General features: G+C 75.0%; 15 protein-coding genes. 5 read left to right on the top strand and 10 right to left on the bottom strand.

The genetic code is table 11. The features are described from left to right. Position 1: 1 nt before the first annotated feature. Together ABT403_RS37035 and ABT403_RS37030 are read right to left on the bottom strand one after the other, a co-directional pair. Positions 2-820, bottom strand: a complete 819-nt coding sequence (locus tag ABT403_RS37035) for a maleylpyruvate isomerase family mycothiol-dependent enzyme (RefSeq protein WP_344168330.1) — start codon at positions 818-820, stop codon at positions 2-4. A 34-nt stretch (positions 821-854) separates the two neighbouring features. Next, complete coding sequence (locus ABT403_RS37030) at positions 855-3524, bottom strand: ATP-binding protein (RefSeq protein WP_351650808.1); 2670 nt, start codon at positions 3522-3524, stop codon at positions 855-857. A 289-nt stretch (positions 3525-3813) separates the two neighbouring features. Here ABT403_RS37030 and ABT403_RS37025 point away from each other — a divergent pair, with 289 nt between their 5' ends. Continuing rightward, positions 3814-4335: a hypothetical protein gene (locus ABT403_RS37025; RefSeq protein ID WP_344168336.1), complete on the top strand. Its 522-nt coding sequence runs from the start codon at positions 3814-3816 to the stop codon at positions 4333-4335. 26 nt (positions 4336-4361) lie between these two features. On the opposite strand, the gene ABT403_RS37020 is transcribed toward ABT403_RS37025, so the two are convergent. The 5 genes from ABT403_RS37020 to ABT403_RS37000 form a co-directional block, all read right to left on the bottom strand. Beyond that, complete coding sequence (locus ABT403_RS37020) at positions 4362-4601, bottom strand: DUF397 domain-containing protein (protein WP_344168339.1); 240 nt, start codon at positions 4599-4601, stop codon at positions 4362-4364. Between the two features lie 112 nt (positions 4602-4713). Next, positions 4714-5889, bottom strand: a complete 1176-nt coding sequence (locus tag ABT403_RS37015; protein WP_344168342.1) for a thiolase family protein — start codon at positions 5887-5889, stop codon at positions 4714-4716. Next, on the bottom strand, positions 5886-6953 hold the full coding sequence (locus tag ABT403_RS37010; protein ID WP_344168345.1) for a thiolase family protein: 1068 nt from the start codon (positions 6951-6953) through the stop codon (positions 5886-5888). The genes ABT403_RS37015 and ABT403_RS37010 overlap by 4 nt, the downstream gene beginning before the upstream one ends. After that, positions 6953-7915 carry a Zn-ribbon domain-containing OB-fold protein gene (locus tag ABT403_RS37005; protein WP_344168348.1) on the bottom strand — a complete coding sequence of 321 codons (963 nt, stop codon included), beginning with the start codon at positions 7913-7915 and terminating at the stop codon, positions 6953-6955. Before ABT403_RS37005 ends, ABT403_RS37010 begins: the two co-directional genes overlap by 1 nt. Positions 7916-8380: 465 nt before the next feature. Then, positions 8381-9181, bottom strand: a complete 801-nt coding sequence (locus tag ABT403_RS37000) for a crotonase/enoyl-CoA hydratase family protein (protein WP_344168351.1) — start codon at positions 9179-9181, stop codon at positions 8381-8383. A 174-nt stretch (positions 9182-9355) separates the two neighbouring features. On the opposite strand from ABT403_RS37000, the gene ABT403_RS36995 reads away from it, so the two are divergent. Next, positions 9356-10987 (top strand): acyl-CoA synthetase, encoded by a 1632-nt coding sequence (locus ABT403_RS36995; protein WP_344168354.1) that lies wholly within the window; start codon positions 9356-9358, stop codon positions 10985-10987. Between the two features lie 127 nt (positions 10988-11114). On the opposite strand, the gene ABT403_RS36990 is transcribed toward ABT403_RS36995, so the two are convergent. After that, on the bottom strand, positions 11115-11963 hold the full coding sequence (locus tag ABT403_RS36990) for an alpha/beta fold hydrolase (protein ID WP_344168357.1): 849 nt from the start codon (positions 11961-11963) through the stop codon (positions 11115-11117). Positions 11964-12093: 130 nt separating this feature from the next. Between ABT403_RS36990 and paaK the strand changes: the two genes are divergently transcribed. The 3 genes from paaK to ABT403_RS36975 all read left to right on the top strand — a co-directional run bounded on the left by paaK (position 12094) and on the right by ABT403_RS36975 (position 15346). Then, positions 12094-13464 (top strand): phenylacetate--CoA ligase PaaK, encoded by a 1371-nt coding sequence (paaK, locus tag ABT403_RS36985; protein WP_344168360.1) that lies wholly within the window; start codon positions 12094-12096, stop codon positions 13462-13464. Positions 13465-13550: 86 nt separating this feature from the next. After that, positions 13551-14417 carry a YhjD/YihY/BrkB family envelope integrity protein gene (locus tag ABT403_RS36980; RefSeq protein ID WP_344168363.1) on the top strand — a complete coding sequence of 289 codons (867 nt, stop codon included), beginning with the start codon at positions 13551-13553 and terminating at the stop codon, positions 14415-14417. 71 nt (positions 14418-14488) lie between these two features. After that, positions 14489-15346, top strand: coding sequence for an oxidoreductase (locus ABT403_RS36975; protein ID WP_344168365.1), 858 nt, complete (start codon positions 14489-14491; stop codon positions 15344-15346). A 148-nt stretch (positions 15347-15494) separates the two neighbouring features. Here the strand turns inward: ABT403_RS36975 and ABT403_RS36970 are convergent, their stop codons facing one another. Together ABT403_RS36970 and ABT403_RS36965 are read right to left on the bottom strand one after the other, a co-directional pair. Beyond that, positions 15495-16994: a fatty acyl-CoA synthetase gene (locus tag ABT403_RS36970; protein ID WP_344168368.1), complete on the bottom strand. Its 1500-nt coding sequence runs from the start codon at positions 16992-16994 to the stop codon at positions 15495-15497. 313 nt (positions 16995-17307) lie between these two features. Beyond that, positions 17308-17678: ACT domain-containing protein (locus ABT403_RS36965; protein ID WP_351650802.1), on the bottom strand; the 371-nt coding region annotated here is incomplete at its 5' end.

The raw sequence follows: 17678 nt of genomic DNA, 5'->3' as shown, positions 1-17678 counted from the left end.
TTCAGGCCGGGGGGACGAGGACGAACCAGCGCTCCAGCAGGGCCGCGTCGCCGGTGACCTCCAGCCCGCCGGCGGGCAGCCGCTGCCAGAGGAACAGGGTGAGGTCTGAGGCCGTGCCCACGGCTTCGACGTCGGCCGGTCCCGTGCCGTCCGGTTCCAGGCGGACCTCGTTCCCGGCGAACTCCACCGTCCAGGACTGCGGGCCGTCGGCCCGCCGGAAGCGGTAGCGCTCCCCGCTGCCGGCCGGGGCGGGCTTCCAGCCGCGCCGGGCGGGGACCATGACCTCGAAGGTCTGGGCGACCGCGTCGGCGGCGAAGGCGGGGTCGAAGGGGGCCGGGTCGCCGGTGAGAGATTCCGCGTCCCAGCGGTGGACGGCCTGTTCAATGGTCTGCACCCGGGCCCAGAAGCCGCTCGTGTGCTCGGCCGACCAGCTCCACACGGGGACGTCCGGGCCCAGTTCCTCCAGTACCCCGGCCAGTTGCCGGGCGGCCCCGGCCGACCAGTCGAGGAGTTCCGCGGGGACGGGGCCGCGGTGGGGGGTCGCGTCCTGCCGTGGCCAGGCGGCCCGTACGGCGGGGTCCTCGGGGAGGTCGTAGAGCGCCGGGTCGGTGGGGTCGAGGGGCTCGGTGTGGCGGCCCCGGAGGATGTGGGCGAGGTAGCGCTGGACGCTGCCGAGGTGTCCCGCGAGGTCGGCGAGGGACCAGCCGGGGCAGGACGGCACGGGCGGGCCTTCCCCGCCGCCGTCGGCCGCCCGCCTCAGGGCCTTGTCGTAGGCCGCGGCCTCGCTGCGGAACACGCTGAGCCTGGTGTGGTGATCCATACCGCCCACTGTGCCCCGTACGGGGCGGTCCGCGTCACGTCGCGCCGCGCGCGAACGCCGTCAGGGCCTGCGCGGTGCGGGCCTCCAGGGCGTCGGCGCCGCAGGTGCGGGCGGTCAGACGGGCGCGGGTGAGCAGGTCGGGGTCGCGCAGCTCGGTGCCCAGCGCGGCGAGGGCGCGGGCCAGCTCGTAGGCCGCCGGGGAGTCCTCCAGGAGGGTGACCGCCTCGGTCAGCAGGGCCGCACGCGCCTCCTGGGGCGCCACCTCCGCCGAGACCCGCAGGGCCTGTCCGATGGCGGAGGGGGCGCCGAAGGCCCGCGCCCGGTGCAGGGCCTCGGCGGCCAGCGCCCGGGCCCTGGCGGGGTCCTCGGGGGCCACCGTGCGGGCGAGCAGCAGCTGCCAGGGGCACCAGGCCGGGTTCTGGATCCCGCGCGGGGTCAGGCGCCGGTCCACCGCCTCCAGTTCGACGGCGGCCGCCTTGTGGTCCCCGGCGGCCAGGAGCAGTTGGGCGTACACGGTCTGGGAGTCGGGGAAGACCACGGCGGCCGGGAAGGGCTCCCCGTACTCGTGGTCCCGGGCGAGCCCCCAGGCGTCCTCGGTGCGGCCCCGGGCGAGCAGGGTGGTGATGAGGATCGTGAGGGCGTACCAGTGCACGGGCGTACGGCGGCCCACGCGCTCGGCGAGGCGCAGGCCCGCCCGGGCGAGTTCCTCGGCCTCGGTGAGGCGGCCGCGCCGGTAGCGGATGTAGGCGCGCAGGCTGTAGGCGAAGGACAGGTGGGCGCCGTGCCAGCCCTGGCGTTCGAACTCGGCGGTGCCGGCCTCGAAGAGCTCCTCGGCGCGGCCGGGCCGGTCGGCGTACATGTGGACCATCGCGGCGAGCACCGGGACCTCGAAGCCGCGGTCCTCCTGCGCCCAGCTGAAGGGACGTTCCAGGACCCGGCCGGCGTGGTGGAGGGAGACCTCGCGGGGTTCGCCGCGCAGGCAGGCGTCCCAGGCGCGCAGTCCGATGACGTAGCGCTCGGTGAGGTCGCGGCCGGTGAGGCGGTCGGCCAGTTTGGCCAGCCGGCGGGAGCGGGCCGGGGAGTCGGGTTCGGCGGCGTCGAAGGCGTCCCACATGAACTGTTCGGACTGCAGGCGCAGCCGGGCGCGCGGGTCGTGGGTGCGGGGTATCTCGGCGGCGAGGAGTTCGGAGGCGGCCCGCAGGTGGTCGCTGTGGGCGAGGACCTGGGCGAGCCGGATGACGATGCCCTGGCGCAGGGCGGGGTCGTCGAAGGGTTCGGCGAGGGCGGCCCGCAGGTGGTTGACGGTGGTGGCGGGTTCGGTGAGCAGGGAGGCGCAGCCGAGTTCGTAGAGCACGGCGGCGCGTTCACCGAAGTCCGGGGGCTCCTGGAGGGCCCGTGCGAGCTGGCGGCGGGCGGCTTCGGGGGCGCCGGCCCTGAGGTTCTCGGCGGCGGCCTCGCGCAGGGTGCGCACCACCCAGGGGTCGTTCTCGGGGTGGGTCTCCAGGAGGTGCCGGGCGGCCGCGGAGGAGCCGAGTCCGGCGTCGACGACGGCGGCGGCCTTGCCGTGCAGGGCGACGCGCAGGGCGTCGGGGATGGCCCGGTAGATGGCGGTGGCGATGAGCGGGTGGACGAACTCCAGCCCGGCGTCCGCGTCCTCGCCGTCGGCCTCGGCCGGGGGCGTCGACAGGATGCGGGCGTCGCGCAGCCGCCAGGTGGCGCCGGCGGCCTCCTCGGCGCCGAGTCCGGCGACGCGGGCGGCGATCTGCCGGGGGATGGCGGTGCCCAGGACGGCGCAGGCCCAGGCGAAGCGGACGGTGGAGGGGCCGAGGCTCTGGAGGCGGGCGACGAGGCCGCTGCCGCGCTGGGCGGCGGCCAGGTCGTGCAGCAGCGGGGCGCTGGACTCCACGGGGGTGATGCCCCGGGCGCGGACCTTCGCGGTGAGTTCGACCGCCTCGAAGGGGTTGCCGGTGGTGACGGCCCAGGCCTCGCGGCAGAAGGCGTCCTCGGCGTGGGCGCCGACGGTCTCGCGGACCAGGGTGGCGACGGCCGCCTCGGTGAGCGGGGCGAGGGCGAGCGGGCGTCGGCCGGCCCGGCCGGGCAGGGTGCGGAAGGCCTCGGCGTGGACGGGGAGTTCGTCGGGGCGGTAGGCGACGACGAGGAGCAGCGGGAGGTGTTCGGCGCGCGGGGCGAAGGCGGCGAGCCAGCCGAGGGATTCGGGGTCGGCCCAGTGGGCGTCGTCGAGGAGGAGGACGACGGGGGCGCGCTGGACGGTGAGGTGGGTGAGGACCCAGTCGAGGCCGTCGCGCAGGCCCTGGGGGTCGGGCGGGGCTCCCTGTTCGGGGGCGCACAGGCCGAGGGCGGGGCCGACGATGGCGTACCAGCCGCCGAGGGCGGCGCGCAGCTCGCTCTCGGGGCGGCCGGCGAGCTGGGGCTGGATGAGCTGGCGGGCGACGTGGAAGGGCTGGCTCTGCTCCTGTTCGCCGCCGCGTGCGGCGAGGAGGGTACAGGAGCGGGCGAGGGCGCGGCGGCGTACTTCGGCGAGGAGGGTGGTCTTGCCGAGCCCGGCGGGGCCGGAGAGGGCGAGCAGGCCGCCGGCCGCGTCGGGGCCGGTGCCGGTGAGCCGGTCCAGGGCCTCGTCGACGCTGACGAGCTCCGTCTCGCGCTCGAAGAGCGCGCGCCGCGTGAGGTTCCGGCGGTCCGTCATGGCTGGTACCCCCCAGGCCGGTTCGGGAGATCAGCGTACGCCCGCGCACGCCCCGGGGGCTCCCCCTCCCGGGAAAGAATCCGATCTTCTCTTCCGGACTTCGGTGCCGCCCCGGCCCCGCGGCCGGGGCGGTCCGGCGGCGTCCGGCCGGGTGCGGCGCGGCTCCGTGCCGTGGACCGGGTTTGGCGCGGCCGTGTGCGGACAGGCGCCGGGTGAGGCACCCCGACGTGCCGGTCACCGGCGGGCCCCGGGCTCCACGCGGGGCCGTGCCCCGACCCGGAGGCGAAGGATGGACACGAACCACGGCCACGAGGGCCCGCCGCTCCCGGACACAGGGGCGATGGTGGACGAACACGGGCGGGCGCCCGGCGTGCCCTCCCGTACGGGGACGGGCGCGGGCCCGGTGGCCGATCCCGAGCGGGTGGACGCGGCCCGCGCGGCGGAGTCCGAGGTGAGCGTGCTGGTCAGCCACTGTGACCGGGAGGCCGCGGAGGCCGTGCTCGGTGTGCTGGCGCAGGCCTTCCCCGGGATGTCCCCGCCCGCGCCGGCCCCGGCGCGGGCCGCCGGGGGTCCGGCGGCGTCCCCGAGCATCTGGGCGGTGACGGTGGACGTCCGCCGCAGGGCGCCGGGCCCGGTCCCGGCGGCCCGGCCGGCGCCGCCCGCGACCGCCGAGCTGGACGGCGCCGCCGACGCGGTGCGCCGGGTCAGCGCCGTCCTGGAGGAGGCCTTCGCCGGTGAGCGGCTCGGCACCGTCTCCGGGGAGCACGAGCTCCAGACGGCCCTGCGGCTGACCTCCCGCGCCGCGTCCTGAGGCGCCCCGCGCGGGCCCGCGCCGGTCTACACCGGGCCGAAGCGGCCCGCCCGGGCGCCCAGGACGAACTTGCGCCATCCGTTGGGGGCGAAGACCAGTGACGGGTCGCCGGGGCGTTCGCCGTCGCGCATCGCGATGAAGCCCTCCACGAAGGCGACCTGGAGGTCGCCCTCGCCCCGGCTGCTCGGCTGCCACTCCGCCCCGCTGAGATCGAGCGGGGGCCTGCCCCGGTCAGCGAGGGTCCGCGCGGTCGTGCTCTCGGCCATCTGCCTGCTCCTCCCGGTACGTCGTCGTCGGGGGGCCCAGGGTAGCCAGCGCGACGGGTGGCGCACAGACCACGGTCCGTCACCCGTGGCCGGTGCGGTGCGTCCGGCCCGTTCAGCCGCCCGGCCGCTCGGATCCCACCAGCCACATGGCGAAGAACTGGGAGCCGCCCCCGTACGCGTGGCCCATGGCCCGGCGGGCGTCCGGGACCTGGTGTTCCCCGGCCAGGCCGCGGACCTGGAGGGCCGCCTCGGCGAAGCGGATCATGCCGGAGGCGCCGATCGGGTTGGTGGACAGGACGCCGCCTGAGGGGTTGACGGGGAGGTCGCCGCCGAGTTCGGTGACCCCGGCCTCGGTGAGCTTCCAGCCCTCGCCCTCCTGTGCGAAGCCCAGGTTCTCCAGCCACATGGGCTCGTACCAGGAGAAGGGGACGTACATCTCGACCGCGTCGATCTCCCGGCGCGGGTCGGTGATCCCGGCCTGCCGGTAGACGTCGGCGGCGCAGTCCTTGCCGGCCTGCGGGGAGACGAAGTCCTTGCCCGCGAAGAGGGTGGGCTCGCTGCGCATCGCGCCGCCGTGCACCCAGGCGGCTGGGCGGGGCGACCGGGCCGCGCCCGCCCGGTCGGTGAGGACCATGGCGCAGGCCCCGTCCGAGGACGGGCAGGTCTCGGAGTAGCGGATGGGGTCCCAGAGCATGGGCGAGGCCTGGACCTTCTCCAGGGTGATGTCGTGCTCGTGCAGGTGCGCGTAGGGGTTCTTCAGCGCGTTGCGCCGGTCCTTGTACGCCACCAGCGAGCCCACGGTGTCGGGCGCGCCGGTGCGCCGCATGTAGGCACGCACGTGCGGGGCGAAGAACCCGCCGGCCCCGGCGAGCAGCGGCTGCTGGAAGGGGACGGGGAGGGAGAGGCCCCACATGGCGTTCGACTCGGACTGCTTCTCGAAGGCCAGGGTCAGCACGGTGCGGTGGACGCGGGCGGCCACCAGGTTGGCGGCGACGAGCGCGGTGGACCCGCCGACCGATCCGGCCGTGTGGACGCGGAGCATCGGCTTGCCGACCGCGCCGAGGGCGTCGGCGAGGTAGAGCTCCGGCATCATCACGCCCTCGAAGAAGTCGGGGGCCTTGCCGATGACGACGGCGTCGACGTCCGCCCAGGTCAGTTCCGCGTCGGCGAGGGCGCGGACCGCCGCCTCGCGGACCAGGCCGGCGAGGGAGACGTCGTGGCGTGCGGCGACGTGCTTGGTCTGGCCGACGCCGACGACGGCCACCGGCTCCTTCCCGGTACTCGTCATGCGGGGTCCCCTTCCAGGACGGCGACCAGGTTCTGCTGGAGGCAGGGGCCGGAGGTGGCGTGGGCGACGGCCCGGTCGGACTCCCCGCGGTGGATCCGGGCGGCGGCCTCGCCGATGCGGATCAGGCCGGCGGCCATGACGGGGTTGGCGGCGAGGGCGCCGCCGGAGGGGTTGACGGCGACGCCGTCGCCGAGGCCGAGGGCCTTGCGCAGGACGACCTCCTGGGAGGAGAACGGCGCGTGCAGCTCGGCGGTGTCGACCGGGGCGTCGAAGAGCCCGGCGTGCTCGGCGGCGGTCCGGGTGGACGGCGAGTCGGTCAGGTCGCGCAGGCCCAGGCCGTGGGCCTCGATGCGGTGGTCGATGCCGGTGATCCAGGCGGGCCGCCCGCACAGGGCGCGGGCGGTGTCCCCGGCGGCGAGGACGACGGCGGCGGCCCCGTCGCCGATGGGCGGGCAGTCCCCGGTGCGCAGGGGCGCGACCTGGTAGCCGCCCTGCGGGACGGCTCCGCGGAGCTGGGCGTGCGGGTTGGCGGCGGCGTCGGCCCGGCTGCGGGCGCCGATGGCGGCGAGGGCCCGTTCGTCGGTCTCCCCGGCGTCGATGAGCGCCTGTGCCTGGAGTGCGGCCAGGGCGACGGAGTCGGGCCAGAGGGGGGCGAGGTAGTAGGGGTCGAGCTGGCGGGTGAGGACGTCGCGCACGGAGCCCGGGGAGGACTTCCCGTACGCGTAGACGAGCGCGGTGTCGGCCTCGCCGGTCTGGATCTTGACCCAGGCCTCGTAGAGGGCCCATGCGCCGTCCATCTCGACGTGGGACTCGGAGATCGGGGGCCAGGCGCCGACGCCGTCGAGGGTCATGGTGAAGGAGAAGGCCCGGCCGGCGAGGTAGTCGCTGGAGCCGGAGCAGGTGAAGCCGATCTCTCCGGTCTTCAGGCCGGTGGCGGCCAGCACCCGGTGCAGGACCGGCATGACCATCTCGACTTCGCTGAGTTCGTCGGTGCGGCGCAGGTGGTCGCTCTGGGCGAAGGCGACGACGGCCACCTCGCGTGCGTGCCTGCTCGTCCTGGGCATCAGATGAGCTCCTTGTACGCGTCGTAGTCCGCGTCCGGTTCGCCGGTGGGGCGGTAGTGGTCGGGGTAGCGGCCGCCCTCGGTCCACACCGGTTCGACGCGCAGGCCCATGCGGACCTGGTCGTACGGGATGCCGCCGATCCGGCCGTGGAGGGCGAGGCCGGCGCCGTCGAGGGCGATGTGGGCGTACACGTACGGCACCTCGATGTCGAGGTTCCTCGCCTTGATGTTGACGATGCAGAAGGTGGTGACGGTGCCGGCCGGGCCGACCTCGACGCGGTCGGTGGTGGCGACCCCGCAGGTGGGGCAGGCGCCGCGCGGGGGGACGTAGACCTTGTGGCAGGAGGGGCAGCGCTCGCCGACGGTGCGGCGCTCGGAGAGGGCGTTGATGTAGGCGGTCTGGGCACGGCCCGGGCTGTAGGTGTAGTCCAGCCGGGCCTCGGCGACGATGCCGGTGACGGGCTCGTCGAAGACCCCGTCGTGCGGGAGGGCGCCGCCGCGCGGCTCCCCTTCCTCCGCCGGCTCGAAGCAGGCGATGTCGGTGATGGCCCCGGTGCGTTCGGCCGCCCAGCGCACACGGACCCGCATGCCGGTGCGGACGGCGTCGGGGCCGGGGGCGTCGAGGGCGTGCAGGAGGGCGGTGTCGGCGCCGTCGAGCCGGACCAGCACCCAGGCGAAGGGGGCGGCGAGGGGCTGCTGCGGGCGGGGCTCGCCGTTCCAGGCCCAGGTGGTGACGGTCCCGGTGGGCGCGACCTCGACGAGCTCGCGGAGCTCGTCGGCGGTGATGGGGTCGTACTCGACGGGCGGCACCATCACGGCACCGCCGGAGGTCCGGACCCCGAGGACGACGCCTTCGCGCAACCCGGTGAGGAAGGCGCTCTGGACGGGCCCGAGGGACCGGGTGAAGGGAAACTCGACGACGAGGGGCGCACGCAGCACCTCGGGCGGGGACGCGGCTGTCATGGATGCTCTCCGATGCTCGGCAGGTACGGACACGGGGGCGAAACCGGGAGGACGGCGTCGGGGGCACAACCCCCGGGGGCGGGCGCCAGCCCGGGGGGGGGCGCCGCCCCTGGGGTCGGACACGGCCCTCGGGGCCGGGCACGGCCCCGGGGGCGGCGGAGCCCCGCCCCCCCCCGGGATGGGGGCAGAACCCCGAGGGTTCAGGGCGGTCCCGGGGTTTCCGGGGCGAAGCCCCGAGGGGTCCGGGGCGCAGCCCCGAGGGGCTGGGGGCGCAGCCCCCGCCGGGGTCCGGGGCGCAGCCCCGAGGGGGTCCGGGGCGCAGCCCCGAGGGGGTCCGGGGGCGGAGCCCCCGAGGGGGTCCGGGGGCGGAGCCCCCGAGGGGGGCCGGGCCGGAGTCCCGGGGAACGGGGGAAGGGCGGGTAGGGGAACGGCCCCGCAGGGACGCCCCGCCCCGCGAGGGCACCGTCAGGCCCGCCGGAAGACCGGCGGACGCCGCTCCGCGAAGGCCCGCGCCCCCTCCTTCGCATCGGCGGTGTCGAACACCGGCCACCCCCGCGCCAGTTCGGCCGCGAGCCCCTCCACCTCCGTCATATCGGCCGTCTCGTAGACGGAGGCCTTCACCGCCTCGACGGCCAGCGGCCCACACGCGTTGACCCGTTCGGCGATCTCCAGCGCCGCCTCCAGCGCCGTCCCCTCCGGCACCACCCGCCCCACGAGCCCGATCCGTTCCGCCTCCTCGGCCGAGTAGGGCCGCCCGGTCAGCAGCATCTCCAGCGCGTGCGTGCGCGCGATCTGCCGGGGCAGCCGCACCGTCGAGCCGCCGATCGGGAACAGCCCGCGCCTGACCTCGAACAGGCCGAACGTCGCCCCGGCCCCGGCGACGCGGATGTCGGTGCCCTGGAGGATCTCGGTGCCGCCCGCCACGCAGTAGCCCTCCACCGCCGCGATCACCGGCTTGCGCGGCCGGTGGTGACGGAGCATCGCCTTCCAGTGGAGGTCGGGGTCGGCCTTGAGGCGCTCCCGGTATCGGTCGCCCGCCATGCCCTTCCCTGCCAGCGCCTTGAGGTCCATGCCGGCACAGAAGTCCCCGCCCGCGCCCGTGAGGACGACCGAGCGGATCCCGTCGTCGGCGTCCGCCTCCAGCCAGCCGTCGTACAGCCCCACGAGCAGCGGAAGCGAGAGCGCGTTCTTCGCCTCCGGCCTGTTCATGGTGAGCACCAGCGTGGCGCCGTGCCGGTCCACGGTGAGGTGTTCCGTCCCACCCATTGCCGTCCTCCCGTCTCGAGACCTAGAACAGGTTGCAGGAGGGCCGGGTGCAGTACAAGGGTTTGCTGACGGTCAGTCAGTTTTCTTGGTGCGCGCCCTTCCCAGTTGTGCCGGGCAGCGCTCTAATGACCGCCGAGCAGACCGGCCGCCCGGTCCGGGTCAGGAGGAGGAACGGTGGAGTACAACCTTGCCGACCTGTTCGAATCGGTCGTGGACGTGGTCCCCGACCGCGAGGCACTGGTGTACGTGGACCACCCCGGGACCGGCGCCGAGCGCCGCCTGACGTACGCGCAGCTGGACGCGGCCGCGAACCGCGTCGCTCACCACCTCGCGGACAGCGGCCTGGCCCCCGGCGAGCACGTGGGGCTGCACCTCTACAACGGCGTGGAGTACCTGCAGACCGTCCTGGCCTGCCTCAAGGCCCGCCTGGTCCCGGTGAACGTCAACTACCGGTACGTGGAGGAGGAGCTGGTCTACCTCTACAACGACGCCGACCTCGCCGCGCTCGTCTTCGAGGGCGAGTTCACCGAACGGGTCGCGGCCGCGCTCCCCCAGGCCCCGGGCCTGCGCCACCTGCTCCGGGTGGGCCCGACCCCGCCGGGAGCGCCGGAGCCGGCGATCGCGCCGGTGGCGTACGCGGACGCCGAGGCGGCCGGCTCCCCGGAGCGCGGGTTCGCGCCGCGCAGCCCCGACGACCTGTTCATCATCTACACCGGCGGCACGACCGGCATGCCCAAGGGGGTCATGTGGCGGGCCGAGGACCTGTTCTTCGCCGGGCTGTTCGGCGGCGAGCCCTCGGGCGAACCCGTCAAGCGGCCGGAGGAGCTCGCGGAGCGGGTGGCGGCCCGGGGGGCGGGGCTGACCTTCTTCCCCGCTCCCCCGCTGATGCACGGCACCTCCACCCTGACCTCGTTCATCGCCTTCAACTACGGGCAGCGGGTGGTGATCCACCGCAAGTACGCGCCGGAGGAGGTGCTGCGCACCATCGAGAAGGAGAGGGTGTCGAGCGTGTCGCTGGTGGGCGACGCGATGCTGCGGCCGCTGATCGACGCTCTGAACGGACCGCTGAAGGGGACGGACCTCTCCTCGCTGTTCAGCGTCTCCTCGTCGGGGGCGATCATGTCGGAGTCCGTGCGCGCGGAGTTCCAGCGGCTGGTGCCGAACGTGGTGCTGCTCAACAACTTCGGCTCCTCCGAGTCGGGTTCGAACGGGCGGGCCACGGACGACTCCGGCCCGGAGAAGGGCTTCCGGCTCCAGGTCAACGACCGGACGCAGGTGGTGGACCCGGTGACGCACGAGCCGGTGGCGGTGGGCGTCCCGGGACGCCTCGCCCAGCGCGGGCACGTCCCGCTGGGCTACTACAACGACCCGGTGAAGACCGCGGAGACCTTCTTCCGGAAGGGCGCGGAGCGGTGGGTGCTCCTCGGCGACATGGCGACGGTCGACGAGGAGGGGATCGTCACCGTCCTCGGGCGCGGTTCGCAGTGCATCAACACCGGGGGCGAGAAGGTGTACCCGGAGGAGGTCGAGCAGGCGCTGAAGTCCCATCCGGACGTGTACGACGCCCTGGTCGCGGGTGTCCCGGACGCGACCTGGGGCAGTCACGTGGCGGCCGTGGTGCAGGTCCGGGCGGGCGCCCCGGAGCCCACGCTGGAGGAGATCCAGGCGCACTGCCGGACCCGGCTGGCGGGGTACAAGATCCCGCGCCAGCTCGTGATCACCCCGGCCGTCCAGCGCTCACCGAGCGGCAAGGCGGACTACCGCTGGGCGAAGGCGGTGGCCACCGAGGCCGATACCAGGGCCTGACCCCTCCCCGGGCCCGCGGACCGGCACCGGCCCCCGGACCGGCACCGGCCCGCGGGCTCACCCGTGCCGGCGGGGGCCCGCCGTCCGGGGCGCCGGGGCCCGTGCGAGCCCCGGGCGCGGGGTGGCGTCAGGCTCCCGTGGCCAGGAAGTGTTCGACGCGGGACGCGAAGCGGGGGGCGTCGTCCAGCCAGGGGAAGTGGGCGGCGCCGGGCTGCACGTCGAGGACCCCGGCGGGGAAGAGCCGCGCCAGTTCCGCCGCGAGCTCCGGCGCCGGGCCGCCGTCCAGCTCGCCCGCCAGGACCAGCACCTCCCGGGTGAACCGGCCCAGGGCGGCCCGGGTGGCGGGCGGGTCGAAGGCCCCGTCGGCGGCGAAGGCCATCGAGGCCTCGTCGTTGCGCTCCGCCGCCCCGGCCGCGTGGTGGGCCCGGGCGGCGTCGTCCCAGCGCCCGTGGAAGAGCGGGGCGGCGAGGTCCCTGTCCTCGACGGCGCCCGACCCCGCGAGGAGCCTGCCCATGGCCTCGATCGCCGTGTCGTACGGCTCGGCGCCCGCCCTCAGCCGGGCCGCGTCCAGCCGCTGTCCGGCGGTGATGCCGAGGCCCACCGCCCACGAGGTGGGGGTGACCAGGACGAGGCGGCCCACCCGTTCGGGGTGCGCGGCCGCGTACAGCATGGCGAGGTTGCCGGCCGCCGAGTGGCCGAGGACGTCCATGCGCTCCAGGCCCAGGTGGAGGCGGAGCGCCTCCACGTCCTCCACCTGGTGGTCGACGCGGTACGTGGCCTCGTCCGCCGGTATCGCGGAGTCGCCCGTACCGCGCAGGTCGAGCCGGATCAGCCGGCGTCCGGCGGCCAGCCCGCCGAGGTCGCCGAGGTAGCGGGACGCCCGCATGGCCCCGCCGGGCAGGCAGACCAGCGGTTCGCCCTCACCCTGGACGTGGTAGGCGAGTTCGGTTCCGTCGTAGGTGGTGAATACATGCATGGACCCCATCCCATCAGACGATCACTCGTTCGAGTCATTGATTTGCCGGTCGGGGTCCGGCAATCTACCGAATGAACGTTCGGTTGGGTTGGTTGGCCGGTTGGCATCGGTCCTCGGTGAGGTGGCGGCAATGGCGGCGCAGGCGGAACTCGGCAACAACGAAGATCACGGAGAACTCGGAGGCGCCTACGGGTACGAGCCGGCCGACGAGGCGGAGCGGCTCGGCCCCGACGAGCTGGCGGCACTCCAGCTCAAGCGGCTGCGAGCGACCCTGCACCGGGTCTACGACCGCGTGCCCTTCTACCAGGAGGCCTTCGACAAGGCGGGGGTGCATCCCGACGACTGCCGCTCACTGGCCGATCTCGCGCTCTTCCCGTTCACCACCAAGGCCGACCTGCGCGACCAGTACCCCTTCGGGATGTTCGCCGTCCCCCGCCCCGACGTCCGCCGGCTGCACGCCTCCAGCGGCACCACCGGCCGGCCCACGGTGGTGGGATACACCGACGGGGACCTCGCCGCCTGGGCCGACGTGGTCGCGCGGTCGCTGCGCGCGGCGGGCGCCCGGCCCGGACAGATCGTCCACATCGCCTACGGCTACGGCCTGTTCACGGGCGGCCTCGGCGCCCACTACGGGGCCGAGCGGCTCGGCTGTACGGTCGTCCCCGCCTCCGGGGGCATGACGGACCGCCAGGTCAGACTCATCCAGGACCTCCGGCCGGAGGTCATCATGGTGACCCCCTCCTACATGCTCACCCTGCTCGACGAGATGGAGCGCCAGGGCATCGACCCGCGCTCGACCTCCCTGCGCACCGGGGTCTTCGGCGCGGAGCCCTGGACCGAGGAGATGCGCCGCGAGATCGAGGACCGGCTGGACATCGACGCCGTCGACATCTACGGCCTTTCCGAGGTGATGGGGCCGGGCGTGGCCCAGGAGTTCGCCTCGCACAAGGACGGTCTGCACATCTGGGAGGACCACTTCTATCCGGAGGTGATCGACCCGCTGACCGGAGCGGTGCTGCCGGACGGCGAGCTCGGCGAGCTGGTCTTCACCTCCCTCACCAAGGAGGCCATGCCCCTGGTCCGCTACCGCACCCGGGACCTGACGCGCCTGCTGCCGGGGACCGCGCGGCCCGCGTTCCGCCGGATGGAGAAGGTGACGGGCCGCAGCGACGACATGCTCATCGTCCGCGGGGTGAACCTCTACCCGACCCAGATCGAGGAGATACTCCTGCGCATCCCGGCCCTGGCCCCGCACTTCCAGCTGCGGCTGACCCGGGAGGGGCGGATGGACGCCCTGACCGTACGGGTGGAGGCGCGCCGGGAGGCCGATGCCGGGCAGCGGCGGGCGGCGGCCGCGGAGCTGGCGCGGTCGGTCAAGGAGGGGGTCGGGGTGTCCGTCGGGGTGGAGGTGGTGGAGCCGGAGACCCTGGAGCGCTCGGTCGGCAAGATCAAGCGGGTGAAGGACCTGCGCGGGAGTGGGGAGGGCGCCGTGGAGGCCTGAGACGCGGCCGGGGCGGGCCACCCCTTCGGCCCCATTTGGGCGCGGCGTGCGGGACCGGCCGGGCCGGCCCGGGTAGGGGAAGGGGTGTGACCTCGACCTTCCGGCAGCTGCACGACCGGTTACTGGCCTCCCCCGCCGGGCTGGCCTGGAGCCGTGGCCGCGAGATCGAGCTGATGCACCGGGCGATGGGCTTCGCCGCCCTCGGGTTCCTCACCCTGGTACCGCTGCTGGTGGTCGTGGCGGCGGCCGCGCCGGGCAGCGGGTCGGGCTTCGGCCGCTGGCTGGGACAGGCCCTCGGGGTCACCGCTTCCTCCCGGGCCAAGGTCGAGCTGCTGTTCGGGGCGGCGGACCTGGCCCTGGAGCGGACCACCGCCTTCGGGCTGGCGGCCCTCGCGGTGTTCGGGCTGACCTTCGGCTCCGCCGTGCAGACCGGCTACGAGAAGGTGTGGGACCTGCCGACGGCCCGCTGGCACACCATGTGGCGGCACGTGGTGTGGCTGGCCCTGCTGGTCTGCTACCTGGCGCTGCTCGTCGGCATCCCCGCGCCCTCCGAGGGCACGGCGGGGGCCGCCCTGGGCACCGTCAGCGACCTGGTCGGCACCTGCCTGTTCTTCTGGAGCTCCGGGCGGCTGCTGCTGGGCGGGCGGGTGCGCTGGGCCGCGCTGTTCCCCGGGGCCGTGGCGACCAGCGTCGGCCTGCTGGGGCTGCGGGTCTTCTCGCAGCTCGTGTTCTCCCCGCTGATCGCCTCGAACGCGGTGACCTACGGCCCGTTCGGGACGCTGCTGGTCGTGCAGTCCTGGCTGGTCGGCGTCGGCTTCGTCGTCTACGGCGGGGCGCTGGTGGGCCGCCTGGCGCACGAACACCTCACCCTGCGGCGACTGCGGGCCGGCGGAGTCCTCGGTCCCGGTGAGGACCCCGGTGAGGGCCCTTCCCACGATCCGGGACGGGAGTGAGTCCGGCGGGCGGGAACATGACAGGATCACACCCGTAACACCCACAACACCGTTTGATATCAGGGGGATTGATGTCTGCGCAGAATCTCGGCGCCGAGCGGGTATGGCTGATCACCGGGGCGTCCTCGGGCTTCGGACGGACACTGGCGGAGGCCGCGCTGGCGGCCGGCGACACGGTCGTCGCGGCGGCCCGCCGCCCCGCCGCGCTCGACGACCTGGCGGCCGCCCACCCCGGGCAGCTCGTTCCGGTCGCGGCGGACGTGACGGACACGGCACGGGCTCAGGAGGTCGTCACCGAGACGGTGGAGCGGTTCGGCCGGATCGACGTCCTCGTCAACAACGCCGGCCGGGGGCTGATCGGAGCGGTCGAGGAGACCTCCGAGGCCGAGCTCCGCGATCTGATGGAGCTGCACTTCTTCGGCCCGGCCGCGCTGATCCGCGCCGCGCTGCCGCACATGCGCGAGCGCAAGTCCGGGGCGATCGTGCAGATGAGCAGCATGGGCGGCCGGCTGTCCTTCCCGGGCGTCGGCGCGTACTCGGCGACGAAGTTCGCCCTGGAGGGCCTCACCGAGGCGCTGCGCGGTGAGGTCGCGGCCTTCGGGATCAAGACGCTGATCGTGGAGCCCGGGGCCTTCCGTACGGGCTTCGCGGGCGGCGCCGCGCTCCAGCAGTCGGCCACCGTCCTGCCCGCGTACGCCGACACCGTCGGCGCGGTCCGTACCGGACTGCCCGACAGCGACGGCAAGCAGCCCGGGGACCCGGTCAAGGCGGCCGCCGCGATCCTGGCCGCGCTGGACGCGGAGGAGACCCCGCTGCGGCTCGCCCTCGGCAACGACGCCCTCGACGCGATCCTCGCCCACGCCGACGCCGCCCGCGAGGAGGCCCGCACCTGGGAGCCCGTCAGCCGGGGCACCGACTTCGACGCCTGACCGGCCCCGCACCGGCCCCGCGACCGCCCCCACCCCGGCCGCGCTACGACTGCGCCACCGGCACGGCAGCCGCACCGGCCCAGGGGGGGTGGCGCCGCCGCTGCCGCCGGCCGGGTCCCGCACCGCGCGGGGCCCGGCCGGCGGGCCGTCAGGAGTCCCCGAGGCGGTCGCGGAGCTCCCGCTTGAGGATCTTGCCGCTGGCGTTGCGCGGCAGGGCCGCCACGAACACCACCCGCTTCGGGGCCTTGAAGTGGGCGAGCCGCTCGCGGGCGTAGGCCATCAGCTCGGCCTCCGTGCCCTCCCCGCACGGTACGACGACGGCCGTGACCGCCTCGATCCACCGCTCGTCGGGCAGCCCCACGACAGCCGCCTCGGCCACCTGCGGATGGGTGTAGAGCACGTCCTCCACCTGCCGCGAGGCCACGAGCACCCCGCCCGAGTTGATGACGTCCTTGACCCGGTCCACGACCGTGAAGTAGCCCTCGGCGTCCCGTACGGCGAGGTCGCCGGAGCGGAACCAGCCGTCCCGGAAGGCCGTGCGCGTGGCCTCGGCGTCGTTCCAGTAGCCCAGGCACAGCTGCGGCGAGCGGTACACCACCTCCCCCGCCGTGCCGTCCGGGACCTCCGTGCCCTCCTCGTCGACCACCTTCGCCTCCACGTGCGGCACGGGCCGCCCGCAGGACTCCATCCGCCCCTCGTGCTCCTCCGGCCCCAGCACGGTGGCCAGCGGGCCGATCTCGCTCTGCCCGAAGCAGTTGTAGAACGCCAGCCCCGGCAGCCGCTCGCGCAGCCGTTCCAGGACCGGGACCGGCATGATCGAGGCCCCGTAGTACGCCTTGCGCAGCGCGCCGAGCCGCCGCTCCCCGAACTGCGGGTGGCCGGCCAGGGCGATCCACACGGTCGGCGGTGCGAACAGGCTGTCCGCCCGGCCCGCCTCCACCAGGTCGAAGACCTCCTCGGCGGCCGGCCCGTCGAGGACGGTGTTGTCCGCGCCCACCGCCAGGTACGGCAGCAGGAACACGTGCATCTGCGCGGAGTGGTACAGCGGCAGCGAGTGGACGGGACGGTCCCCCTCGGCCAGGTCCAGGGCGGCGATGGCGCTCTCGTACTCGTGCGCCAGCGCCCGGTGCGTCATCATCGCGCCCTTGGGCAGGGCCGTGGTCCCCGAGGTGTACAGCAGCTGCACCAGGGCGGAGGGGTCGGCGGAGGCCTCGTGGGGCAGGGGCTGGGCCAGCTCCGCCAGGAAGGAGCCGGGGGCGTCGCGCAGCGCCCGCACGGGCTGCCCGCCGGGGACCCGGCCGGCGAGGCCGGGGTCGGCGAGGACCAGGGCGCTCGCGCAGTCGCGGAGGATGTGCGCGAGGTCCTCGCCGGTCAGGTTCTGGTTGACCGGGACGTGGGTGAGCCCGGCCCGGGCGCAGGCGAGGAAGGCGATCAGGTAGGCGTCGGAGTTGTGGGCGTAGGCCGCGACCCGGTCGCCGGGGGCCAGCCCGTACCGCTGCCGCAGGACGGCGGCGCCGGTGGAGACCGCCGCGTCGAGTTCCCCGTAGGTCCAGGTCCGCTGCCGGTAGCGCAGGGCGGTCCGGTCGGGGTGCCGCCGCGCGGCGGCCCGCAGGAGGCCGTCGACCGTGTGGTGCCGTACTGCCGTCATGGCGCGATCCTCGCCCCGCCGCGCGGCCGGGGTCAAGATCGGCGCGGCGGACGGGTGCGGGCCGCGTTGTTGACAGCCCGTCGGGCCTGCTGCATGAGTGTGGGGCACGCGGGCACCCCCCGCCGCACGGGCAACCCCGCCCGTACTGACGTCACTTGGGAGCCGCACTGCACTCCTTCCACGGTCCGCCCCGCACCCGTCGGCTGCTGCGCCGGTTAGCCGTCGCCGGGGCCGCACTGCTCGCCGCGACCGCCGCCGCACCCCGGGCCGGAGCCGCCGGCCCGGGCCGCCCGGCGGGTGGTGGCCCCGCCGCTCAGCGTCCGGTGCCTCCGTAGACGACCGCTTCCGCGGAGTCCGTGTCCAGGGCGAAGGCGGAGTGGACCGCCCGGGCGGCAGCCTCGGTCTCCTCGACGCGGGTTACGACCGAGATGCGGATCTCCGAGGTGGAGATCAGGTCGATGTTGACGCCCGCGTCGGACAGCGCCTCGAAGAAGGAGGCGGTGACGCCCGGGTTCGTCTTCATACCGGCGCCGACCAGGGAGATCTTGCCGATCCGGTCGTCGTAGCGCAGGGTCAGGAATCCGGCTCGCTCCAGGGCGTCGATGGCCTTGTGGCCCTCGGCCTTCGGGAGGGTGAAGGAGATGTCGGTGAGGCCCGTGGAGGCCGCCGACACGTTCTGGACGA

Source organism: Streptomyces sp. NPDC000075, assembly GCF_040301925.1.
Taxonomy (GTDB): domain Bacteria; phylum Actinomycetota; class Actinomycetes; order Streptomycetales; family Streptomycetaceae; genus Streptomyces; species Streptomyces polychromogenes.
The sequence above is the reverse complement of the archived record's forward strand: the minus strand, read 5'-3'. Positions and strand labels throughout refer to the sequence as shown.